This window comes from Flavobacterium sp. UMI-01 (genome assembly GCF_019656315.1).
Taxonomy (GTDB): domain Bacteria; phylum Bacteroidota; class Bacteroidia; order Flavobacteriales; family Flavobacteriaceae; genus Flavobacterium.
Window position 1 is genome coordinate 186166 of record NZ_BPLU01000019.1, and the last position, 25468, is coordinate 211633.

The window sequence follows — 25468 nt, forward strand, 5'->3', positions numbered from 1 at the left end:
ATATTAAAAGTTAAAATTCAAACCTACCAAGTACATTTTTGTCAAAGGGTAGTTTCCTTTGTCCAATCCTTTAGAATTAACATTCCCTCCTACTTCAGGATTGTACCCCGTATATTTTGTAAAGGTGAATAAATTTTGACCCGTCAAGAAAATCCTGAATTTTTCAATTCCTAATGCCGAAGTGGTTTTCTTAGGCAAATTGTATCCTAAGGTGATATTACGAATTCTCAAATACGAACCATCTTCAATAAACAAGGCTGTATTGGGTTGGTAATTGGGATGAGCAGAAAAAATACCTCTGTAAGCAGGAAGTGTTCCATTTGGATTCACATCAGAATAGGAATTTAATATTTCTTGGCTTCTTCCAAATCCAATTGCAGTAGCTCTCGCTCCATTAACAATTTCATGCCCCAATGCAGAATACATATTGACATACAAATCAAAATTGCGATAATCCAAACTCAAGTTGTATCCTATCTCGTATTTTGGCAATCCACTACCAGCATAGACACGATCCCCAACTGATTGAAAGACTCCGTCCCCATCTACATCTTTATAAATTAAATCCCCCATTTTGAATTGATGGTTAGAAAAATAAGTGTTAGCCTGAGCTAATTTTTCAGGTGTATTAGCAATTCCATCAGTCGCAAATACAAAATACGCTCCTGCTTCATACCCCTTTGCTAATGCTGTGATTTGACTTGTGGATGCATTCCCATTAGGTACAATTCCAGTATCGCTAGTCAATATAGGCCCGTTAAATCCATCTGTAATTTTAGTAATTCTATTTTGATTCGTACTAAAAGTACCATTCATTCTATATCTTAATTTTCCAATTTTATCACGATAGCCCACAGCCAATTCAAAACCTGAATTGGTCATGTTCCCAATATTTAATACTACTTGATTGTTGTTATTCAAGTTTCGAATTGAATTAGGAGCGCCTCCACCAAATGAAGAATCATCCAAACCAACACTTGGAGGCATTGTTAAACTAAACAACATATCTTCTTTGTCCGTTTGATAATATTCAGCTGTTACAGTCAATTTATTTTTGAAAAAAGCCAAATCAACACCTATATTTTTCTGGATAGAAGTTTCCCATTTTACATCAGGGTTTCCTATAGTCGTTTGAATTGCTGAACTAGCTAAATTCCCGTCACCAAAAGCATACACTAAATCTCTATAAATGGCAGTTCCATACGAATAATCTTGAAAGTTTTGATTCCCTACAGTTCCACTACTCAATCGTAATTTGAAATTATTCACCACACCACTAAGAGGTTTGAAAAAATTCTCATCAGAGATATTCCAAGCCGCAGATACTGATGGAAACAATCCCCAACGGTTTTGTTTTGCAAATCGAGAAGAACCGTCTCTACGAATACTAGAGCTAATCAAATATTTTCCTTTGTAATCGTATTGCAATCTACCAATCATACCCGCTATTCTATTGGTATAATCAAAACCTGAAAAGGCTGAAGCAACACCTGTAGCGCTATTTAATACGGTAATATCATTATCTGAAATATCAGTTTTAGTCACAATAAATTCTTCATTGATAAATTTCTCAGAAGACAAAGCTCCTGTCAATGTCAATTTGTGATTTTCAGCAATTGTCGTTTGATAATTAAGTGTGGCGTCCCAAGTTATAGCCGATTGTCTTTGAATGTATTCAGAAATCGAACTAGGTTGCACAACATCTACCAATCTTTGCACATCATAAGTAGATTGACGAGGTCTGAATCTCATTCGCCCGTAATTCAAATCATTTATTCCGAAACGAGTACTTAGGTTCAATCCTTTGATAATTTCATACCCTAATTCGATATTGGTAAAAGCTCTCGTAGATTTAGCCTCATCCAATGAATTAAGACTGGTTAATAAGGACACATTGGTATTAAAGTCATTACCCCCAAATAAGTCTAACGCATCCGCTTCTATTGATAAAATAGGTTGTGTAGGTTGGTATCGAAGCAATTGACTAATGGTATTAGCGGCTCCTCTATCTGTAAACTCTTTAATCATTCCCAGCCCAATGTTTACTGAAAATTTATTCTTTTTATAATTCACATTAGAACGAGTGTTAAATCGTTGAAAACTAGATCTTGAGATGATTCCTTTTTTATCAAAGAAACCTCCGACAAATGAATATTTCAAATCATTACTTCCTCCGCTCAAATTCACACTATAGTTTTGAGTCCCTGCATTGTCAACAAAAAGCATTCTGGAAATATCATTATCATATTGAAAACGATCAGGAGCATTTGATAAAGGAGCCAAATTAGTCAAGTTATCTGCGGTACCAGCTACGTTACGTGCCAAAAGCATATCTACATAGGTTTGACCAACAGCATTTAGTAATTTTTGACCATCTCCTAATGTTTCAAAACCTTTGCTGGCATCAACTTTGACACTTAAAGCTCCGGTTTTTCCTTTTTTAGTGGTAATCATAATGACCCCCGAAGCACCACGTGTTCCATAAATAGCTGCTGAAGCCGCGTCTTTTAATACATCTATTGTTTCAATTTCGTTAGGACTAATTCCTGGATCACCTAGTTGCGGAATTCCATCAACAACATATAATGGTGTATTAGAACCCGATATTGATGTGACTCCGCGAATTAAAATTTCAGAATTGCTACCCGGTTCTCCTGAGCTCACCACGTTTACACCAGATATTTGCCCTTGCAAAGCATTCCCAAGGTCAGAGGTTACTTGGTTAGATAAGTCTTCGGCTTTAACACTAGCAACAGCCCCCGTCAATTCCTTTTTTGTTACTTTACCATAACCAATTACGACAACTTCCGAAAGGTCTTGGGCTACAGATTTCATTTTGACCGTCATTCCATTTATCGCCTTGGCATTTACTGTCCTCATTCCTATATAGGTAAAAATCAAAACATCACCTTCATTCGCTTTAATAGCAAATTTACCATCAAAATCTGTCGCCGTTCCTTTGGTTTGTCCTTTGATTATAATGGAGACACCTGGTATGGGAAAACCGTCATCTTCACCTATTACTTTCCCTTGGATCACACCAGTTTGACCATATGCAATTGCATTAAAAAATAATGCAAATAGGGTAAGAAACAAAAAATGTTCTAACGTACTTTTTTGTTTGTTCATTTTTCTAATTTTCATTTGGTTAATTTTAGTTGTTGTTATTGCTTTAATCCTATGCTATTTTGGTTTTGGTACTTAACGGAAGTAACACATCATATTGGAATATACTTTCATAGCTCACCAATTATTTCTTATTAATGGTCCTAGTAAACGTTTCATTAGTATAACATCATTGATTCATTGGTCTATTCAAGCTAAAAAACAGGATTAAAATTCGCTCTCAATAAAACCAAAACCATGAGTCAAAAAATAATATACTTTAAAAAAAAGAACTCTTTTTTATCATATAGATAATTTTATCTACAAATGATTATACAAATTAAATAAATTATGAAGCTAGCTGTTTTATTAAAATTACCCTATAGCTACACTTTTTTACCTCAAAACCGGTAAACATTTACTATTTTGAGATAAAACAGTAGGTAAAACGGAAAAGTTACACTTATTCACATTAGATAATTAAACTCAAATTGCGTTATTACTATATTTCACAGTTACCTTATCTTCATTAACCTATTTCAAATTTAATTGAAGCATGTACTAAATCATTTCCTTTGGCTAAGTAGTTTTTATACCTTACACATTAACTGCTTAAACAACATCTCTTACAATTCTTATAGTTCATCATTTTATTAGCCCCAAAACCACAATCAATTAAAAAAATGATACTATTTTTGCAGTAGTGATTCCTAAACTACAAACACCGAATCATATCCTATCACTTAAAAAGAGCTAACCCAATGAAGCTGCATTTATTAGACCGAAGTAGCCTTAACAACAGTTCGTTTACCACGAAACTCAATGACTATCCTTATTTTTTAAAAATATGGCATTACCATCCTGAGTTAGAATTGGTCGTTATTTTAAAAAGCGAAGGCAGTTGTTTTGTGGGAGATAGCATCGAAAAATTTGAAGTAGGAGATATTATTTTAATTGGAGAAAACCTCCCTCACATGTGGTTGAATGATGAGGATTATTTTCAACAAAATACCAATAAAACAGCCGAAGCAATCGCTATTCATTTTAAAAAAAATTATTTAGGTTCCGTTTTCTTTGAAACACCTGAAATGACTCACATAGGCGAACTTTTTAACAGAGCACGCCTAGGCATCAAATTCTTGAACATCAATAAAAAAATCATTGCTGAAATTCAAGCCATGATGAAACAAAAAGGATTTGAAAAAACCATTTCGTTTTTAAAAATTTTGGACCAATTAGCCAAGCATAAAAAAACAAAAACACTTGCCAGTCAAGGTTTTGTCAATTCATTTAAAGAAACCAAAAACGAAATCAAAGACAAAGTTCAAGCTTATATTTTCAAAAATTTCAACAAGACCATCACCTTAGAAGAAGTAGCGCAAATTGCTCACATGAATGCCTCCGCTTTTAGCCGCTTTTTTAAACGGGTAAATCGAAAAACATTTTCTAATTATCTTGCCGAAATCCGAATAGGATATGCTTGTAAGCGATTACTCGAAGACAAATCAAATGTAGCTACCATCTGTTACGAGGCGGGATTCAATAACATTTCTAATTTCAACAGACAATTCAAACTCATCATGGATTGCACCCCAACAGAATATGTCAAAAGACATAAATCCGAAACCACACAAGACATATAATCAATTGATTTTAAATTGATTATATTTACAAAAATCTAGTCTCAATAAATAAATTGCCTATTAACTGCTATACAACATCCAAATGCAAAAATAATATCACTTTTAATCAAAATATAGGCAGATTTGTTTTTAGATTCCTTGTAATATTGTACCCTATTTATTTCCTCTAAACTAAAACAAAATGGACACGCAACAAAAAGTACTTAAAATACACCCTAAAGACAATGTCCTTGTCGCTTTAACCGACTTACCAAAAGGTACCACGGTTACTTTTGAATCGAACACCTATGAAATTCAAAATGACATTGCTGCTAAACATAAATTTGTAACCGAAGACCTCGATGAGGGTGGCGCGGTTTATATGTATGGCGTACTTGTAGGAAGAGCTAAAAACAAAATTGTAAAAGGTGAATTAATCAGCACTTCAAATCTGGTACACGATACTGAAAAATATGGTGTATCTAGCTCGCAACAACAATCAAAATGGTCAGCACCTGATATTTCTAAATTTGCAAACAAAACCTTCTTAGGATATCATAGAGCTGATGGTAAAGTAGGAACCGAAAACAACTGGATCATCATTCCATTAGTATTCTGTCAAAATAGAAATGTGGAAGTACTTAAAGAAGCTCTGGTTGAAAAATTAGGTTTCGGAAAAAAACAACATTTAGGTTTTAATGTTGAAAGTTTGATTGAAGCTTACAATTCAGGAGCTACCCCAGAATCCCTTTTAGAACAAAACATTATAAAAGACGGTAACGATTACCATAAAAATCCTTTATTCCCAAATGTGGATGGGATTCATTTTTTAACTCATGACGGCGGTTGTGGTGGAGCTACCTCTGATGCAGTTGCATTATGTCATTTGTTAGCTGGTTACATCAACAATCCCAATGTTGCTGGAGCGACGGTATTAAGTTTAGGTTGCCAACATGCACAAGCGGCCATTTTAACAAAGGCCTTAGAAGAAATGGCACCAAACCTTCAAAAACCCGTTTACATTTTAGAACAACAAAAAAGTACTTCTGAAAAAGAATTACTTGCTGAAGCTGTCAAAAAGACTTTTGTTGGATTAATTGAAGCTAACAAATGTGAAAGAAAACCAGCTGGTTTAGACAAACTGGTAATTGGACTAGAATGTGGAGGTTCGGATGGTTTTTCAGGAATTTCTGCCAATCCAACTTTGGGTTATGTATCTGATTTAATTGTAGGATTAAAAGGAGCTACTGTCTTATCTGAATTTCCTGAATTGAATGGTGTAGAGCAAGAGTTGATTAACCGTTGTTCAAAAACTGAAAAAGCTGAAAAATTCTCTCATTTAATGTCCACATATAATGCCAAAGCGGATGCTCTAGGTTCTGGATTTTACGCCAATCCTTCACCGGGTAACATCAAAGATGGTTTGATAACAGATGCTATTAAATCAGCTGGAGCGGCCAAAAAAGGAGGAACTTCACCAGTAGAAGATGTACTAGATTATACTGAGCAAGTAGTAAATCCTGGTTTAAACTTGTTATGTACTCCTGGAAATGATGTTGAATCCACCACCGCATTAGCAGGTTCTGGCTGTAATGTTATTTTGTTTACAACTGGTTTAGGAACACCTACAGGAAACCCAATTACACCTGTTATTAAAGTTTCATCCAATACCAAATTGTATGAAAAAATGAATGACATCATTGATTTTAACACCGGAACCATCATTGAAGGAAAAGCGTCAATCGAACAAACAGGTGAAGCTTTATTAGATTATGTAATCGAAGTGGCTAGCGGTAAACAAACAAAAGCTAGAAAATTAAGACAAGACGACTTTATTCCTTGGAAAAGAGGAATGTCATTATAAAAAATCATTTTAAACCATTAATTTTATAGAATGAGTAAATTTAGTTTAAATAATAAAGTTGCCCTTGTTACAGGAGGAGGAAGCGGAATAGGAAAAGCCATTTCACTTACTTTTGCTGAACAAGGCGCTAAAGTTCATATTTTAGATTTTAATATCGAATCAGCACATGAAACTGTTTCTGAAATTAAAGCACTAGGCAATCAAGCTGAAGCACATCAATGTGATGTTTCTAATCAAGCAAATGTAGAAGCAATCATAGCTAAAATCACTGAAACTGAAAAAATAGACATCTTAATCAACAATGCTGGTATTGCGCATGTAGGCAATATTGAAGCAGTTGCTGAAGCGGACTTAGACCGTCTTTATAATGTAAATGTAAAAGGAGTTTACAATTGCATAAAAGCAGCCTTACCTTCTATGAAAAAAGGGGGTGGCGTCATTTTAAATATGGCTTCAATTGCTTCATCCGTTGGAATCTACGATCGATTTGCTTATTCTATGAGTAAAGGAGCGGTACTTACAATGACCTACTCTATCGCTAAAGATTACATCAATGAAGGAATACGTTGCAACTGTATTGCACCAGGAAGAGTTCATACGCCTTTTGTAGATGGTTTTATCAGTAAAAATTATCCAGGGCAAGAAGCCGAAATGTTCGAAAAATTATCAAAAACACAACCGATTGGTAGAATGGGAAGTACACAAGAAATTGCTGATTTAGCCTTGTTCTTATGTTCTGATGAAGCTGCATTTATTACAGGTTCTAACTATGCTATTGATGGAGGTTTTGTTACACTAAACGGAAAATAACACAAAAAAAATACACTATGAAACTAATACGATTTGGAGCAGTAAACGAAGAAAAACCAGGAGTACAATTAGCTGATGGTACCCGAATTGATGTATCTGCTTTTGGCTCTGACTATAATGAAGACTTCTTTGGTAATGGAGGAATTGAAAAACTAAGTGCTTGGTTAAAAGACAATCAAAGCAACTGTCCTGTAGTAGCTGATTCCGTTCGTTTAGGAGCGCCTTTGACTCGCCCATCCAAAATTGTTTGTGTGGGATTGAACTATGCGCAACACGCTGCTGAAAGTGGTATGGAAATCCCAAAAGAACCTGTTTTATTCTTCAAATCTACAACTGCTATTGTAGGTCCTAATGACGATATTATCATCCCTAAAGGAAGTACAAAAACAGACTGGGAAGTAGAACTTTCTATTGTAATTGGTAAAAAAGCTTCTTATGTTGAAGAACAAGATGTTTTCAATCACATTGCTGGTTATGTATTGCACAATGATGTAAGCGAACGTGCTTTTCAATTAGAGCGTTCTGGACAATGGGTTAAAGGAAAAAGTTGTGATACTTTTGCACCAATTGGCCCATTTATTGCAACTACTGACGAAATTAAAGATCCAAATAATTTAAATTTATGGTTAAAATTAAATGGAAAAATGATGCAAAACAGTACTACTTCTGACTTTATTTTTAATGTTCAAAAAGTAGTAAGTCACATCAGCCAATTTATGACTTTATTACCAGGTGATATCATCTCAACAGGAACACCTTTTGGTGTAGGACTTGGACTTACTCCTCCTACTTATTTAAAACCAGGTGATGTAATCGAATTAGGAATTGACGGACTTGGTGTTGCTAAACAAAATGTTGTTGCTTACCAAGGATAATACAATTTTAAATTAGTATCTCTCTAAATGGGGGTGTCTGTAAAGAATACCATCATTGGTTGCTGTAATAAAAGAACTATTTCTATTTTGCAAAAGTTTACTTTTAGACAGCAATTAAATATGGACTTCTCTTTTCAGACACCCTTATCTTTTTACTATGATTCCAATTTTAGAATAAAACCACCAGTTTTCATTAGTCGCTTGACCATTTAAAACTCCTTTACCAGTCAAGGCCACATTTTTTTTTTGATAGGCATATACCAAAGGTGAAAAGTTCATCACTTCGGTTCCTTCAAAAGAAGTATGTACTATCGGATAATCCTTAGGATTTGTACTGAAAAGAATTTCCACTCCTTCCGCCAAATGCAAATTGACATTATTTTGTAAATTAATCGGGCCTGATAAATATTTTCCGGCTGGAACTATTACTCTTCCTCCTCCTGCATTGGAACACATCCAAATGACTTTATTAAGCACCTTTGTATTATCCGTTTCCCCATCAGGAATTGCTCCATAATCAAGCACATTATAGCTTTTGTTTTTAAAAACAGGAACTACAATAGAAGCTTCAATTGATTTCATTTGGGACCATGGAGAAGCTCCAGCATCTTGGGCTTGTGTAGATTTAGACGCAACGATAAGCGAAAAAAACAAAATACATCTTATTTTAAATTTCATTTTACTTTTTTTAATGTTTTTCAACTATTCCAAAACAACAAAACACCATCTAATGCAATCGATTACACAAACGTAGAAATAAAATAACTTAAATCCAAAAAAAAACCACTTTTTTTAGCTTCAACATAAAAAAAGACTTATTTTTATAACAATTTTGACTCTAAAAAGGAAACATACACACATTAAAAGAAAGAAATTTATTAGTTTACTATTCTGCTTTAAAAATCAAAGCAATCGATAACAATGATTGTACTTCCTAAATTCAACAAAAAAAACTACTTTTACGCACCATAAAATACGGAACTCCATAATGAGCGAAAAAACAACCATTTATGACATAGCAAAAAAGTTGGATATATCCGCCGCTACTGTCTCTAGGGCTTTAAATAAAAATCCAAAAATAAGCGAAAGCACCATCAAATTGGTGATGGAAACTGCTGAGAAAATGAATTACAAGCAGAACCGACTGGCACTAGCACTAAAAAGTGGAAGAAGTGGTATGATAGGTGTGATTGTACCCAGAGTAAATACAAACTTTTTTGGTTCGACCATACGGGGTATTGAAGAAGAATTACATCCCAACAAATACAATGTTATTATTTGTCAAACCCATGAGGATGAAAACAGAGAAATTGAAAACATCAATACGCTACTAGATGCACAAGTCGATGGAATAATGATTTCTATTACTAATGAATCTAAGAAGAATGAAAAAATCATTCAACGGGTTTTACAAAAAAAAGTGCCTTTAATCTTTTTTGATAGAAAGAAAAACATCAATGGTGTAAGTTCGGTATCAATTGATGACTTTAATGCGGGTTATATCGCTACTCAACATTTAATCGACCAAGGTTGTACCCGAATTGCTCATTTGTGTGGTGATCAAGCATTGGAAATCTATGAAAATCGTTTCAAAGGGTATAAAAAAGCACTTGAAGACAACGGTTTAGAATTTAATGAGGATTATGTTTTACGAGCTCGAAGTAATCAAGAAGATGGGGCTACTGTTACCAAAAAATTATTAAAATTACCCAATCCACCCGATGCTATCTTCTCTGCCAGTGATTTTGCTGCATTAGGAGCCATCAAGGTAATAAAAAAACAGGGATTCAAAATTCCCGAAGACATCTGTGTAATGGGATTTGGAAATGAACCATTTACTAAATTCATGGAATTATCTATTACAACCATAGACCAATCTCCTCTTGAGATGGGTAAAATGGCTGCAAAAGTATTTTTAGAACAAATTCAAAACAAAGAGGATGTTACTATCGAGAAAAAAATTGTTTTAAATCCGATTTTACATATTCGAAAATCTAGTTCTCGAATCAAAGAATAAAAAAAGGACAACCTAAATAACAAAAGGAGAAATTCATGATACATTACATGAAATTTCTCCTTTGTTGTTTTTATATAGGTAACCGACCTAAGCAGCTACCTCTTAAAAATATACTATAACGAAACTCCTCTTTTCCAAGGAATAAAATCGTTTTGGTTTAAAATAGCAGCTTTGGTTTTAATTTTCCCACTAGCTACATCAATAATAAAATCCAACATTTCGTCTGCCATTTCCTCAATAGTTTTATTTCCTTTAATAATACCCCCTGTATCAATATCAATAATATCATCCATTTTTGCAGCTAACTCAGAGTTGGAAGACACTTTTACAACTGGGGCAATTGGATTTCCTGTAGGTGTTCCTAATCCAGTTGTAAACAAAACCATATTAGCGCCCGAACCTACCATAGCTGTGGTACATTCCACATCATTTCCTGGTGTACACAACAATGTTAATCCTGGTTCATTAATATACTCACCGTAGTCATAAACTCCTGCAATAGGTGATGTTCCGCCTTTTTTAGCAGCGCCAGCCGATTTCATAGCATCGGTAATCAAACCGTCTTTGATATTTCCGGGAGAGGGATTCATATCAAATCCTGAGCCTGCATCAACTACCGTTTTTTCATACCATTTCATCAATTCTAAGAAACGTTTTCCATCCTCATCGTTCACACAACGATTTACCAATTCTTGTTCTACCCCACACAATTCAGGAAACTCAGAAAGAATTGTGGTTCCCCCCAAGGCAGCTAACTTATCAGACAAAACCCCCAAAGTAGGATTCGCTGAAATTCCTGAAAATCCATCTGAACCACCACATTCTAAACCAATTCTTAATTTAGACAAAGGTGCGGGTGTTCTTTGTAATTCATTCGCTTTTTTAATAGCTTCAAATGAATCTTTGACCACACTACTCAACATGGCTTCAATAGTACCAATTGATTGTTGGTCGTAAATCAATACTGGTTTTTTATTATTTGGATTAATTGCATCTAAAGCATCCTTAAAGATTTGAATTTGCAAATTTTGACATCCCAAACTCAAAACAGTTGCTCCAGCTACATTAGGATTATTAACATATCCTGCTAATAATTTAGCTAAACTATGAGCATCCTGACGAATACCACCACAGCCTCCTTGATGAGTTATAAATTTAACTTCAATATTTTTAAACAAATCATCATCATTTGCTTCAGCTACAGCACCTTCTTGACCACTTTCTGATTTAACTAATGAACGCAATAACAATTGATAATCGTTAACTTTTGGTTTCATTAATTCTTTCTCAAAAATATCTTTTAATATTTCAATATTTCTATTTTCACAAAAAACCAAAGGAAAAAATAACCAAACATTTTCAGTCCCTACCTGTCCATCTTCACGTTGGTAACCCAAAAAAGTTTTATCTTTCCATTTATCAACATTGGGAACATTCCAACCAATCGTTTCCGTTTTACCCGTAACTTTTGCGCTTTCGTGTTTTACATTACTGGTAGTAATTACATCCCCTTTGGCAATTTTTTGACTCGCTTTCCCTACGATGACCCCGTACATAATGATTTTATCTCCAGACTCAAAATCCTTCATTGCAATCTTATGCTTCATTTTAGTATCAGACAATACCAAAACACCTTCTCCTTCAAAAGGGATTTTTTCACCAGCTGCTAAATTCACTAATGCTACAGCCACATTATCCGAAGGATCAACCTTTATTAATTTCTTTTGCATAACACTGTTATTTTATACTGTTTGACTATTTTTAATAGCATTTGTGAATTGTAAAAATCCTTTTTCAACTCCCTTCGATTCAATTTCATTCAAAGCCAAAACCAACGCTTCTGTAAGTCCCGTCATCTCACTTAAATCTTGGTCCCAAAATACAGTATTTGACAAGGTCAATCTTACTACTTCTTCAGTGGTTTTAGCTTGCCAAATTTTTAAAAATGCTGTGGTAATATCCTCACTATCTTGTATAGGCAATGTGATGTTATTCCATTCTCCCTTGTAAAAACGAATCAAACAAGCGAATGCAAATGTTAAATGAGCCGGAATCTTGCCCTGACTTTTACAATATTGTAAAACGCTTGGCAATACTCGTACTTTGAATTTAGATATTGAGTTTAAGGCAATTGAAGCAAGCATGTGTTTTACGAATGGATTACGAAAACGGTCTAGTACCGCTTCAGCAAATTCTTCTAATTCTGCTCTATCCATATCGATTGTCTCAATAATTTCTTTAAAAATTCCTTCGTTGATGAATTTGCCAGTAAAATTGCCATCAACCGATTCTTTTACCGTTTCATTCCCATACATCAATGAAAAAGGAACCATCGCAGTGTGTACACCATTCAAAATACGCACTTTACGAGTACGATACATTTGCATGTCGGGTACAATTTTCACATCCAAATCCGTTTTCTCAAAAGGCAACTTGGCTTTCAATTTATCATCTCCTTCAATTACCCATAAAAAGAATTTTTCAGCCGTAACAATCAAATTATCACTATAATCTAACTCTCTATTATAAGCCTCAATTTCATCTTTTGGATAACCTGGAACAATTCTATCCACTAGAGTACTGTGGAAAGAATTGTGATTCAAAATCCAATTTTTAAATTCATCGCCCAGTTTCCAGTTATCAATATAAGTAAGTATGATCTCCTTGAGTGCTTCCGAATTATGATTGATTAACTCACAAGGTATTATAGTTAATCCTTTGGATGAATCACCGTTAAAATGCTTAAATCTTTCGTGTAACAACACCGTTAATTTGGCAGGAAATGACAAAGGTGGTTGCATTTGCGGAGCATCAGTAGCTACGTAAGCAATCCCAGACTCAGTAGTATTTGAGATGACAAACTCTAAAGATTCTTCTTTAGCTAAAGCTAAATAATCTTCGTAATTAACATAAGGGTTAATCCCCTTTACTATATTCGTTATTAATTCCTTTTCTTGAATTTCCTGTCCTTTAACAAGCCCCTTAATAAACAAAGTGTACAAACCATCTTGTTCGTTTAACATGTTTATCATCCCCTGCTCAATAGGTTGGACAACGGCAATTCCCGCATTAAAATCTGCTTTTTTATTTAACTCCTGAAAGGCATAATTAACGAAAGCTCTCAAGAAGTTACCTTCTCCAAATTGTACTATTTTAATTGGATTTACCTTTTCCAATCCTGTATTTTTTCTATTTAACTTTTTCATCTTTAGCACACTGAATTAAAATTTAAAATATTCTTTAGCATTATGATAGCTTATATCAGCTACCATTTTACCTATCCACTCCATATCATTAGGCAATTCCCCTCTTTTCATTTCGTCACCCAAAAGATTACAAAGAATACGTCTAAAATATTCATGCCTTGGGAAAGACAAAAAGCTACGAGAATCTGTTAGCATCCCTACAAAACAACTAATTAAACCCATATTAGAAAGTGCATTAAGCTGTTTCGTCATTCCGTCTTTCTGGTCTAAAAACCACCACCCAGACCCAAATTGAACTTTTCCTTTGACACTTCCATCATTAAAATTACCAATCATGGTTGCCATTACTTCATTATCAGCAGGATTTAAATTGTAAATAATAGTTTTGGTCAATTTATCTTTACTGTCTAAACCGTTTAAAAATGCTGATAATTTTTGGGCTTGAGGATAATCTCCAATTGAATCCCATCCTGTATCAGGCCCTAAAATGCGATGCATACGAGCATTGTTATTTCGGAGTGCCCCTAAATGAAATTGTTGTACCCAACCAAACTCATGATAAGTTTCACATAAAAACACGAGCAATGCACTTTGAAATTTCAAGGTCTCCTCGTGACTTAACTCCTTACCTTCTCTTTTTTTCTTAAAAATAGCAACCACTTCATTTTCTGTGTAGTTTTCATAGTAAATTTGATCTAAACCATGATCACACAACTTGCAACCTTTTGTATCAAAATACTCTATTCTTTTTCGTAGAGCAGCACACAAATCAGCATAGCTTGCAATAGTAATCTCTGCGACTTCACTTAAGGTATTGATATAATCATTATAACCATCATTAGAAATCAAAATTGCTTTATCAGGTCTAAAAGCGGTACTTACTTTTATTTCGTAGTTGCTTTTGGCTAATTGTTGATGATACGCTAGGTTATCAATAGGATCTTCTGTTGTGCACACAAACTCGGCATTTACTTTTCTGAGAAGATTTTGAGTACTATAAGCTGCCGAATTCATTTTTTCAGAAGTTTCTATGTAAATCTTCTCCGCTGATTTTTCATTTAATAAATCATAAATATCAAAATAGCGTGCTAATTCTAAATGCGTCCAATGATACAATGGATTACGCATCGTGTACGGAACCGTTTTTGCCCAATTTAAAAACTTATCCTTATCAGAACCATTTCCCGTGATAAACTGCTCATTGATTCCCAATGTACGCATCGCTCGCCATTTATAATGGTCACCATCAATCCATACTTTAGTTATATTGTCAAAAATTTTATCTTCGGCAATAAACTGAGGACTCAAATGATTATGATAATCTATAATAGGCTGATTTTTGGAGTAATTATGATATAACTCTTCAGCATATTTATTTTCTAACAAAAAATTGTCGCTAATAAATGTTGTACTCATTCCACTATTCTTAAAAATTTATTTTCACTTTAAAAGTTCTCACTCTATATTTAAAACATTTCTATGTTTACCTTGTGATTCATTATTCTAAATACTTAAAATCTATCATTTAAAATGCAATCGATTACAATAAAAGAACAATCAAAAAAATTCACAACCCACAATTGAAAATATGACAGTATCAATTCATTAAAAAAATTATAAATCTGTAATTGGTCTGTATTTTGGCACCAACATTTTCATCACTGTCCAGCCTATTAAATAACACACTGCGCAAATAGAAAAGATGATAAAATATCCTGATTCGATTCCTTCAAATCCCATAAAAACCATATTAGTTTCTTTTGAATAATCAAACAACATTCCTGACCCTTTATTGATTAAAGTGGAGCCAATTCCGCCCGCCAATCCCCCAATACCAGTGATAGTCGCAATTGCTTTTTTGGGAAACATATCACCTACTGTTGTAAAAATATTTGCAGACCAAGCTTGGTGCGCAGCTCCTGCAATACCAATAATAATTACTGGTAACCAATAACTAATATGCCCCAATGGTTGTGCAACTAAAGCAAGTAAAGGAAAGAAGGCAAAAATTAACATGGAACGCATTCGCCCTTCATATGGATTCATCCCTTTTTTTTCAACAAAATAAGTTGGCAACCATCCTCCTATGATGGACAACAACGTTATCATATATAAAATAAATAAAGGAAAGGCTGCTTCAGCTGAATCCATATCATATACCGAACTCAAATAAGCCGGTGTCCAAAACAAGAAAAACCACCAAACCCCATCAGTCATAAATTTACCAAAAGCAAAAGCCCATGTTTGATTGTACCTCAAACAATCTTTTAATGACACTTTGTCGGTATTTTCAGGTACATAACCTACAATTTTACTATCGGCTATACTATCTTGCTGAATATATTCCAATTCCGCTAAACTAACTTTAGGGTGTTTTTCTGGTTTTTCATACATAAAAATCCAGAATCCCATCCATACAAACCCCAAAGCACCAATGATAATAAAGGACATTTCCCAACCGTACCACTTTGCAATAAAAGGAATAGTAATTGGAGCCGCTAATGCACCTACTGTAGCGCCTGCATTAAAAATACTAGTAGAAAATGCTCTGTCTTTTTTTGGAAAATATTCAGCTGTCGTTTTAATAGCTGCTGGAAAATTACCTGCTTCGCCCAATGCCAAAACAAAACGAGCTACAATAAACAGACTTACACTTACAGCAATTACTTTTCCTACATCATCCACAGTTGCTAAGGCTTCTTTGGCACCATCAAAACCTACAAACCAATTTCCAGTCAACAAACCTGAAGTTGCAATGCCACAAAAGGCATGTAAACAAGCCCCAACAGACCAAATACCAATGGCCCACAAAAAACCTTTTTTAGTATCTAGCCAATCTACAAACCTACCCGCAAACAATAAAGACACTGCATAAAATATGGAAAACAAAGCAGTGATATTACCATAATCATTATTAGTCCAATGAAATTCAGGAGCAATAAAATCTTTCCAAGTTAATGAAAGCACTTGTCTATCCAAATAATTTATAGTGGTAGCGAAAAACAACAAAGAACAAATGGTCCAACGATAGTTTCCAATTTTCTTAGTATTCTGGTTCATAGTTAAATAGTTAAAATATTGTCTTCTCTTTTTAAATCGATTTTATTAATAGTAACACACAGAATAAATGTAATCGATTGCACAAATATATGGTTAATTATTGGTTATACAAATTAATTGCCCACTATTTTATATTAAACCCATAAAAAGTCAAGAAAATTCTCGAAGATTTTATCAATATTTTAAAAAAAAAGAGAGGAACAACACAGAAAAATACATACAACAAAGCAAAAAAAAAGCTGCCTTAGAAAGGCAGCTTTTTCAACTAAATTTATTTACTAACATTATGAAAAAACATTTTTACTCTTCAGAAACAATTGAAGTACTGATATTCATATTTCCTCCTACATTCAACAAAACAGCAACTCCTTTATCATTGAACATCGTCATATTTAAAGTATCTAAAGAAGCTAATTTTCTAGAAGTAAAACCACTAAAAGAATTATAAGATAAGTTCATTTCCTTCAACTGATTCAATTTCTCTAATTCGAAAGGTATTTGTCCTTTGAAATTATTTTCAAACAAACTCAAGTTTTCAAGTGCTGTTAATTCTGCTATTCGTGGACTTAAATTACCTGACATTTGGTTACTATTAAGCAACAATACTTTTAAGTTATTCATTGTATAAAGAGAAACTGGAATTTCACCTTGAATTTCGTTATTAAAAACAGATAAAACTTCAAGCCTTTTTAAATTTCCAATTCCTTGAGGTAATTCACCTGACAAACGATTCATGTACAAACTTACTGTAACAAGGTTAACATTTTCTGTCAATGAAGCTGGAATAGTACCCGATAATTTATTAAAAGATAAATCCAAAACTTGTAATTGTTTTAAATTTCCTAGAGCAGTAGGAATTTCACCAGAAAGCTTATTTTTGTGCAAATTTAATTCTTGCAAATCTGTTAAAGCAACAATAGATGAAGGTATTTGGCCTTCCAGATTATTATTTTTTAAATGAATAGCAATTACTTTATTTCCAACAACCTTTACTCCATACCAAGAATCCACGGGAGCGGACAAATTCCATTTTGTATTCCAATTAGCTCCATTAGTAGCATGGTATAAGTCAACTAATGCTGCTTTATCTGCTACAGAAACCTCTGCTTGCATTACAACTGAAAATAAAGCAGTTAAAATAAATAAGTATATGTTTTTCATGACCTTTGATTTATTTCTAATTCACTATCAAATGTAGTTAGAAACAAGATAAAATACATAAAAAAATCGACGAAATACACATTTTAGGTAAATTAAATATATTTTTCTTACATAAAAGTAATACTAAATTGTAACCATAAAAAAACTATATTTGATATACTAATCTTTAACCTTTATACAAATGGAAATTAATTTTATTACTTTATTAGTAGCGGCTGCTTCTACTCTTGTTACAGGATTCATTTGGTACAATCCCAAAGTATTTGGAACTATATGGATGAAAGAATCGGGCATGACCGAAGAAAAAATGAAAGGTGCTAATATGGCCCTCATTTTTATCACCTCTGTTTTTTATGCCTTTTTAATTGCTATGGTTCTCCAGATGCTTACCATACATCAATGGGGAGCCGTCAGCATGGTGGGGGGAGACCCGTCAACTGCTAAACCTTCATTTGAAGCATTTATGGCGGATTATGGCAGTTCATTTAGAACCTTTAAACATGGTGTGTTTCATGGCGCTTTAACCGGGATATTCATGGCGTTACCAATTGTAGGAACCAATGCTTTATACGAAAGAAAAAGTTGGAAATACACTCTAATTTCAGCAGGCTACTGGACAGTAAGTTTTATGATAATGGGTGGTATTATTTGTGCTTGGGCATAAATAGTTATTAAAAGGTCTTCTGGAAATTAACTTCCAGAAGACCAATTTTATCCTAATAAATTAATCATTTTGGCTAAGTTAAAATCTTTATCCGTTAGCCCGTTTGCATCATGTGTGGACAATCTCAAATGGACTTTATTATACACATTAAAAACTTCAGGATGATGATTTACTTTTTCTGCCAGTAATCCTACTTGAACAATAAAAGCAAGCGCTTCATTAAAATTCTTAAATACAAAATCCTTAACTATTCCGTTAGTATCATATTTCCAATCTTTTAAATTTGCTAATTGTGATTGAGCGGTGGTTTCGTTATACGTAGTCATATCTTTTTTTTTATCTATAAAATTAGTTAAAATTAAACGATTACGTAACTATATTAACTTTTAATAGTACTTTAGACCTCTACAAATTAGGGACATCATCTTGAAATCAAATCTGACTTTTCACATTTATTCCTCAACAAAAAATATTCCTGTTGAATGGGACACTGTGGCATCCCATAACCTTTTTTTAAGCAAAGATTATTTGACCGTTCTTGATAAAGCCGCACCTATCAATATGAAATGTTATTTTATAGGAATTTTTAAAAACCAAGATTTAGTTGGCGTTTCATTGGCACAATACATTAATTTGACCGAAGTAAATTCACTCGGCGAACGAGATCATTGTTTTAAAACGCTATTAAAAAATTTTATTTTTAAAAGACTCATTTCAAATGTTTTAATCATTGGAAACAATATGCTTACTGGGCAAAATTGCTTTCAATTTAGTTCCAAAATAAGCCCATCCGAAGGAATCACCCAACTTAATCAAGCTGCAATTGCCTTAAAATCACAGTTGAAAAAAGAAAATAAAAAAATTCACCTCACGGTGTTTAAAGATTTCTTGTTAGCCAATGCTTCCCTTTTTGATCAACCTACCTTCAATTCCTATTATCGCTTCAATACGCAACCTAATATGATATTTGAAATAAAATCTTCTTGGCACACCATTAACGATTATATAGGTGACCTAACCAAAAAATACCGGGACCAATACAAACGCGCCCAGAAAAAATCAGATGGAATTACTAAAAGAAAACTGTCACTTACTGAAATTGAACATTATCATCAACGCATCTATCAATTGTATCACCATGTAGCGCGTAATGCTCCATTCAACACTTTTTATTTGTCCGAAAATCATTTTGAAACATTTAAATCTCAATTAAAAGAACAATTTTTATTTTACGGCTATTTTCTTGAAGAAGAGTTAATAGGTTTCAACACATTGATTAAAAACCACGAAGATTTTGATACCTATTTCTTGGGATATGATGAAAGTTTTCAAAAGGAGAAAATGCTATACCTAAACATGTTGTATGACATGATAGGCTACTCCATCAAGAAAAAATTCAAAAGAATCATTTTTGCTCGTACAGCACTCGAAATTAAAAGTTCAGTAGGCGCAACTCCAGTAGAAATGTTTGGATTAATCAAACATGAAAATTACTTTTTAAATTTACTTATGGCTAAAAGTTTTGCATACTTTGAACCCAAAACAATTTGGCAACAACGCAAGCCATTTAAATAAATTATGCAATTGCCACTTTCATTTTCTCCGTAGAAATAGAAATTTCTAAATCCGTTAATTCTCCCACATATTCCCCATCGATTTGAAAACTATACGGCTTGTCAATTTGTATCTGAGCCGCATCTGTGGAAATGATTTCCACATCACTATAATTTAAAGGCATATTTCCTAAAACTATTTTAGTAAAAACGGTTAAATTGAGATTTTTCAAAACAACTAATTCAAATTTTCCGTCATTAATAACTCCCAGCGGATTGATAACTACACCCGTACCATATTTTTGAGCATTAGCAATCACTATCATCTTGGCATCGCACTCTAAATGATGTGTCTTTGAACTAATTTTTGCTTTAAACTTTCCTTTTGAATGCCATAAAGTATTTATAATTTGTAAGGCGTAACCCCATTTCCCATGAATTTTACTGGCTTTGTAATTTTTTATCAGCAAGGCATTGAGTCCAATATCGCTCAAATGGAGGCTTTTTTTACCGTTAATAACCACCATGTCAATTTCGACAAACTGGTCACTAAAAGCAATTTGAATGTTTTCTTCTAATGTTTTCAGCAAATCCAATTCTACTGCCAATCCATTGGCTGAGCCAACAGGTAAAATTCCAAATAAAACATTTTCATTAGCCATTGCTTCGCCTACCATTTTGATGGTACCGTCACCCCCTGCAACAATAATTCGTTCGGGTTTGTGTTCTTTATATAACGCTATTATTTTAGCCTTATCGTCAGTTCCTGTGGTTTTGTAAACTACAATGTGATTTTCCTTTGACTTAGCAAAATCTGTTACTGCTTCAATAAATTGTTCTTTATCAACACCTCCAGAAACCGGATTTACAACCATTAAAACATACTTTTTCACTATTTCTATACTATAATTGCTTAAAAATAACTAAATTTCATTGTACTTCAAAATATTCCTAATTATGAAGCCTATTTTAAAATTATACCGTGGTTACGCTAACGAACAAGAATTGATTGTTATGGGACACGTTTTTAAACCTACTAACAAAAAAGATTATGACTTTTTATCTAAAAAGTTTAAAAACGCAAAGGCAACCATCAACATGTTTCGCATCAAAACACAAGCAAATGCTGATGTATATCTTGAGCACAACAATACCAAAATTCATACCAAAACATTGAATGACGGCTACTTTAAATTTTGCATTCCTTTGATGGAAAATGAATATGGCTGGATCGACTATAAAGTAAGTATCATTTATAAAAATCAAAAAATAGAAAGTCATGAAAGTTACAACCGTCCTAAACAAGGTGACTTAGGTATCATCTCAGATATTGACGACACTTTTTTGGTGTCCTATACTAAAAATCCAATAAAAAAAATCTACCACCTCCTCTTTAAAAACGTAACTAGCAGACAAATTTTCGAAGATGTAGTATTGCATTACCAAGCCCTAAGCCAAGCGGGTAGAGAAAACCAAAAAGAGCGCAATACTTTTTTTTATGTCTCTAGTAGTGAATGGAATCTTTACCGTTTTATTATTAAGTTTACTGAAATCCATCAACTCCCAAAAGCAGTGTTGTTACTAAAAGACATTAAAACTAATTTGAGACAGTTTTTCTGGTCATTAAATCCTGAAAAACACAACCATAAATTTGAGAAAATAAAACACATTTTAGAATTTTATCCTCACTTGCAATATGTTCTATTAGGTGATGATACGCAGGAAGATGCTTTTTTATATGAAGCAATTTGCAAAATTTTTCCCTTGAGTGTACGTGCCGTTTACATCAGACAGACTGGACGTTCTCCAAAAAATGAGGTTATTAAAGCTATTGAAAATATTATGACTCTAGATGTTGCGGCGTACTATTTTGAACACAGTTCTCAAGCGATTGAACATTCAAAGGCAATAGGGATTATCGATTAAGCAATAGCCCAGATGGCAATGAAAATCCTTTTATGAAAAACACTAGTTTTTTTTGCGCTTGTGGCAGAGCGACCAACGGAAGCTCCTGCCACAAGCTAGCAAAAAAAGTGTTTTGAGTAAAAGATTGAAATGAACAGCTGGAATAGCTACAAATTATCAATCTCTTCTTGAACAATTTCCCAATCCAATAACAATTGGTCTAATTCTTCTTTTTTCTTGTTATAAGCTTTAAAGAAAGAGGCATCTTCGATATGCTTGTCATAATTAGACATTAACATTTTGTCGTCGTGTTGAATATCTATTTCAAGTTGTTTGATTTGACTTTCAATTTTGCTCAACTTATTATGGAGTGCTTTGTTTTTCTTTTGGTCCTCGTAAGAAGTCTTTTTACTTTCTTTTGGCGCTATTGTTTTTTGAACCTCTTTTTTCTCAACTTCACGCATGTTTTCGAGATTGCGTTGTTCCAAGAAGAAATTGATGTCCCCTAAATATTCTTTGATTTTTTGGTCTTTGAATTCATAAACGATATTTGACATTCCTTGTAAAAAATCACGGTCATGCGAAACTAAAAGGAGTGTTCCTCCAAATTTTTGCAAGGCTGCCTTCAATACATTCTTGGATTTGATATCCAAATGATTGGTAGGTTCGTCCATTAACAAAACATTGATGGGTTGCAAAAGCAATTTGCACAAGGCCAAACGATTGCGTTCTCCCCCTGAAAGTACTTTGACTTTTTTCTCCACATCGTCACCCCTAAACAGAAATGAACCCAACATATCTCGAACTTTACTTCTGTTGGTATCAGTTGCGGCCTCTTCCATCGTTTGAAGTAAGGTGAGTTCGCCATCTAGATATTCGGCTTGATTTTGAGCAAAATAACCTAACTGCACATTGTGACCTAATTTTATATTGCCTTCGTATTCAAATTCATTAACAATTGCTTTGATAAAGGTGGATTTTCCTTGACCATTTTGTCCTACAAAAGCTATTTTACTTCCTCTTTCTACAAGTAAATTAATATCTTTCAAGATGGTTTTATCGCCATAGCTTTTAGTCACTTTCTCGGCTTCAATTACCACTCTTCCTGGTTCTTTAGACACAGGAAAGGATATATTCATAACTGAGTTGTCGTCTTCATCTACCTCGATGCGTTCTACCTTATCCAGTTTTTTTATAAGAGATTGCGCCATCGAAGCTTTAGAAGCTTTAGCACGGAATTTTTCAATGAGTTTTTCTGTTTCTTCAATTTTCTTGGCTTGATTTTTTTGAGTAGCCAATTGTTTTTCCCTTATCTCATGACGTAATTCTAAATATTGTGAGTAAGGTTTATTAAAATCATAGGCTTTTCCAAGTGAAATTTCTATTGTTCGATTGGTTACATTATCCAAGAACATTTTATCATGCGATACTATAACCACTACTCCTGGATAATTTCGTAAAAAATTCTCTAACCAAATGATACTTTCAATATCTAAGTGGTTAGTAGGCTCATCTAACAGCAGTACATCATTAGATTGCAACAATAATTTAGCTAATTCAATTCGCATTCGCCAGCCTCCTGAGAACGTTTCTGTTTGGTTGTCAAAAACCTCCCTTTTGAAACCAAGACCCAAAAGAATTTTTTCGGTATCACCGACATAATTGTAACCTCCTAAAAGTTCAAAACGATGGGTGTAATCCGATAAATCTTCGATTATTTGACTGTAGGCTTCACTCTCATAATCGGTACGTGTTACGAGTTGATGATTGATTTCTTCTAATTTTTTTTCGACAATTTTTATTTCAGTAAATGCCTCATAAGCTTCTTCAAGCACCGTACGCCCACGTTCAAAATCGATGTCTTGACGCAAGAATCCTAAACGGATATCTTTTTCTTGAGAAATAACCCCTGAATCAGGTTTAAAATCTCCTGCGAGCATTTTGAGCATGGTTGATTTTCCAGCACCATTCTTTCCTACAAGACCTACTCTGTCTCCAGCTCCTAATCTAAAAGTTACTTCTTCAAATAAATAGGTACCCCCGAATGAAACGGATAAATTGTGAATATTTAGCATATTTTGTGACTAAAGTTACTAAGGCAACACCACTAAAAGTGTACCTTTGTTTAAAATTTTTGCAAATGTTAAAAAAAGGATCCAAACTAAATAGTATTTTAACAGGAAGTTGTCCAAAATGCCAAAATGAAAGCATGTATGTGAACAAAAACCCGTATCATATTACTTCTATCCTTAAAATGAACGAAACTTGTAGTCATTGTGGTTTGCGTTACCAAATTGAACCATCATTTTTTTACGGTGCTATGTATGTAAGTTACGGTTTAAATGTTGCCATTGGTATTGCTGCTTTTATAGTTTCATTTATCTTTTTAAAAAGCAGTTTAGAAACATCTTTTATAGCTATCATTACGACTTTGATTATCTTATTCCCTTTTGTACTTAGATGGTCGAGAAACATTTACATTAATATGTTTATTTCCTACGAACCTCCTGGTAAGAATAACAAACCATAATTACCTAAAGTTTTTGGGCTTAATGCGATTAAAATCAACTTCTCTATCAAGTGGAATTTGGTTTTCAATTGCATTAAATAAGGCCATTGCCATTTCTGGGCCTAACATCACCCCTCGGGTTCCCAGTCCGTTTAAAAGATGAACACATTTGTATTGTGGATGTGTTCCAACTAAAGGACGTCTGTCTCTAACTGTAGGCCGTATGCCGGCAAAATGAGCTATGATTTCAAAGGGACAATTGATAATTTCTTGAATTCGTTCTACCAATTCTATTTTACCGTCTTCGGTAGGAGTTGCTGTTTTATCTTTCCAATTATAAGTCGCCCCTACTTTAAACAATCCATCTCCAAGTGGCAATATAAAGACACTTGTATTTACAATTACGTCTAGTTCTAAGTCTGGAGCCTTTATGATAAACAACTCTCCTTTGGTTCCGTCCAAAGGCAAATGTTTAAAAAAAGGATTTGCATGCATCCCAAAGCCTTCTGCAAAAACAATATTTTTAGCTTTAATACCTTCATAAAGAACACCATCGTCCTTAACAACCAATTCGCTATAATTGAAGCGGACATCCATAAACCAATTATTATCCTTTAAATAGGTTTGGTAAGCAGCAACCAACTTGGCTGTATCGACATAACCAGTATGCAAAACTTCACCGTAATCAAAAGGTGAATCAATTCCGTTATATTTTTTAGTTATTAAGTTTAGTGATAAAAAAGGAGACAAATTAGGTTTATCCGATGCAGCAAACCAATTGTTTTGTTCTTCAATTGAAAAAAACTTTCTTAAAATAGGTTTTTTAAAATCAAATTGAGTGTGTAATTTTGACTCTAATCTTGAATAAAAACTTGTCATTAATTCCAATTGTTCTTTCGCATGCCAAACTTCACTAAAACGTTTTAAGATAACCGGATTATAAAGCCCTCCAGCTATTTTAGAGGAGTTTTGAGAATTATCATCCATAACCAGTACGGTTTTACCATGTAACAATGCTGTTTCCGAAAATGAAATCCCCGCTAAACCTGACCCAACAATCAAATAGTCTATCATAATACAAATCTTTAAAACTACCTACCACAAATAAAAAACTCTT

General features: G+C 33.7%; 20 protein-coding genes. 9 read left to right on the forward strand and 11 right to left on the reverse strand.

Going from position 1 to position 25468, the window contains the following annotated elements:
• Window positions 1–3: 3 nt before the first annotated feature.
• Window positions 4–3144, reverse strand: coding sequence for a TonB-dependent receptor (locus tag K5R64_RS08210; RefSeq protein ID WP_220762553.1), 3141 nt, complete (start codon window positions 3142–3144; stop codon window positions 4–6).
• A 722-nt stretch (window positions 3145–3866) separates the two neighbouring features.
• On the opposite strand from K5R64_RS08210, the gene K5R64_RS08215 reads away from it, so the two are divergent.
• From K5R64_RS08215 to K5R64_RS08230, 4 genes are all read left to right on the forward strand, one after another.
• A complete protein-coding gene (locus K5R64_RS08215; protein ID WP_220762554.1) occupies window positions 3867–4748 on the forward strand; it encodes an AraC family transcriptional regulator in 882 nt (293 codons plus the stop codon).
• A gap of 181 nt (window positions 4749–4929) precedes the next feature.
• A complete protein-coding gene (locus K5R64_RS08220) occupies window positions 4930–6591 on the forward strand; it encodes a UxaA family hydrolase (protein WP_220762555.1) in 1662 nt (553 codons plus the stop codon).
• Window positions 6592–6621: 30 nt separating this feature from the next.
• Entirely contained in the window at window positions 6622–7401 is a 780-nt protein-coding gene (locus K5R64_RS08225; RefSeq protein WP_220762556.1) for an SDR family NAD(P)-dependent oxidoreductase, read from the forward strand.
• A gap of 17 nt (window positions 7402–7418) precedes the next feature.
• Window positions 7419–8276 (forward strand): fumarylacetoacetate hydrolase family protein, encoded by an 858-nt coding sequence (locus K5R64_RS08230; protein WP_220762557.1) that lies wholly within the window; start codon window positions 7419–7421, stop codon window positions 8274–8276.
• A gap of 144 nt (window positions 8277–8420) precedes the next feature.
• Here the strand turns inward: K5R64_RS08230 and K5R64_RS08235 are convergent, their stop codons facing one another.
• On the reverse strand, window positions 8421–8954 hold the full coding sequence (locus tag K5R64_RS08235) for a glycoside hydrolase family 28 protein (protein WP_220762558.1): 534 nt from the start codon (window positions 8952–8954) through the stop codon (window positions 8421–8423).
• Window positions 8955–9264: 310 nt separating this feature from the next.
• On the opposite strand from K5R64_RS08235, the gene K5R64_RS08240 reads away from it, so the two are divergent.
• A complete protein-coding gene (locus tag K5R64_RS08240; protein ID WP_220762560.1) occupies window positions 9265–10293 on the forward strand; it encodes a LacI family DNA-binding transcriptional regulator in 1029 nt (342 codons plus the stop codon).
• 113 nt (window positions 10294–10406) lie between these two features.
• Here the strand turns inward: K5R64_RS08240 and K5R64_RS08245 are convergent, their stop codons facing one another.
• The 5 genes from K5R64_RS08245 to K5R64_RS08265 all read right to left on the reverse strand — a co-directional run bounded on the left by K5R64_RS08245 (window position 10407) and on the right by K5R64_RS08265 (window position 17720).
• A complete protein-coding gene (locus K5R64_RS08245) occupies window positions 10407–12023 on the reverse strand; it encodes a UxaA family hydrolase (protein WP_220762562.1) in 1617 nt (538 codons plus the stop codon).
• A 12-nt stretch (window positions 12024–12035) separates the two neighbouring features.
• Window positions 12036–13499: a tagaturonate reductase gene (locus tag K5R64_RS08250; RefSeq protein ID WP_220762564.1), complete on the reverse strand. Its 1464-nt coding sequence runs from the start codon at window positions 13497–13499 to the stop codon at window positions 12036–12038.
• Between the two features lie 15 nt (window positions 13500–13514).
• A complete protein-coding gene (uxaC, locus tag K5R64_RS08255) occupies window positions 13515–14915 on the reverse strand; it encodes a glucuronate isomerase (protein WP_220762566.1) in 1401 nt (466 codons plus the stop codon).
• A gap of 198 nt (window positions 14916–15113) precedes the next feature.
• A complete protein-coding gene (locus tag K5R64_RS08260) occupies window positions 15114–16559 on the reverse strand; it encodes an MFS transporter (protein ID WP_220762568.1) in 1446 nt (481 codons plus the stop codon).
• Window positions 16560–16859: 300 nt separating this feature from the next.
• Window positions 16860–17720, reverse strand: a complete 861-nt coding sequence (locus tag K5R64_RS08265; protein WP_220762570.1) for a leucine-rich repeat domain-containing protein — start codon at window positions 17718–17720, stop codon at window positions 16860–16862.
• Window positions 17721–17901: 181 nt separating this feature from the next.
• Between K5R64_RS08265 and K5R64_RS08270 the strand changes: the two genes are divergently transcribed.
• Window positions 17902–18384 carry a DUF1761 domain-containing protein gene (locus K5R64_RS08270; protein ID WP_220762572.1) on the forward strand — a complete coding sequence of 161 codons (483 nt, stop codon included), beginning with the start codon at window positions 17902–17904 and terminating at the stop codon, window positions 18382–18384.
• 47 nt (window positions 18385–18431) lie between these two features.
• On the opposite strand, the gene K5R64_RS08275 is transcribed toward K5R64_RS08270, so the two are convergent.
• Window positions 18432–18710, reverse strand: coding sequence for a 4a-hydroxytetrahydrobiopterin dehydratase (locus K5R64_RS08275; RefSeq protein ID WP_220762573.1), 279 nt, complete (start codon window positions 18708–18710; stop codon window positions 18432–18434).
• Window positions 18711–18810: 100 nt separating this feature from the next.
• Here K5R64_RS08275 and K5R64_RS08280 point away from each other — a divergent pair, with 100 nt between their 5' ends.
• Window positions 18811–19959: an 8-amino-7-oxononanoate synthase gene (locus K5R64_RS08280; RefSeq protein WP_220762574.1), complete on the forward strand. Its 1149-nt coding sequence runs from the start codon at window positions 18811–18813 to the stop codon at window positions 19957–19959.
• A gap of 1 nt (window position 19960) precedes the next feature.
• Here the strand turns inward: K5R64_RS08280 and K5R64_RS08285 are convergent, their stop codons facing one another.
• Complete coding sequence (locus K5R64_RS08285; RefSeq protein ID WP_220762575.1) at window positions 19961–20830, reverse strand: diacylglycerol kinase family protein; 870 nt, start codon at window positions 20828–20830, stop codon at window positions 19961–19963.
• A gap of 64 nt (window positions 20831–20894) precedes the next feature.
• On the opposite strand from K5R64_RS08285, the gene K5R64_RS08290 reads away from it, so the two are divergent.
• Window positions 20895–21863 carry an App1 family protein gene (locus tag K5R64_RS08290; RefSeq protein ID WP_220762576.1) on the forward strand — a complete coding sequence of 323 codons (969 nt, stop codon included), beginning with the start codon at window positions 20895–20897 and terminating at the stop codon, window positions 21861–21863.
• A gap of 146 nt (window positions 21864–22009) precedes the next feature.
• On the opposite strand, the gene abc-f is transcribed toward K5R64_RS08290, so the two are convergent.
• On the reverse strand, window positions 22010–23917 hold the full coding sequence (abc-f, locus tag K5R64_RS08295) for a ribosomal protection-like ABC-F family protein (RefSeq protein ID WP_220762577.1): 1908 nt from the start codon (window positions 23915–23917) through the stop codon (window positions 22010–22012).
• A gap of 65 nt (window positions 23918–23982) precedes the next feature.
• On the opposite strand from abc-f, the gene K5R64_RS08300 reads away from it, so the two are divergent.
• Window positions 23983–24372: a DUF983 domain-containing protein gene (locus K5R64_RS08300; RefSeq protein WP_220762578.1), complete on the forward strand. Its 390-nt coding sequence runs from the start codon at window positions 23983–23985 to the stop codon at window positions 24370–24372.
• On the opposite strand, the gene K5R64_RS08305 is transcribed toward K5R64_RS08300, so the two are convergent.
• Complete coding sequence (locus K5R64_RS08305) at window positions 24373–25425, reverse strand: FAD-binding oxidoreductase (RefSeq protein WP_220762579.1); 1053 nt, start codon at window positions 25423–25425, stop codon at window positions 24373–24375.
• Window positions 25426–25468 lie beyond the last annotated feature (43 nt).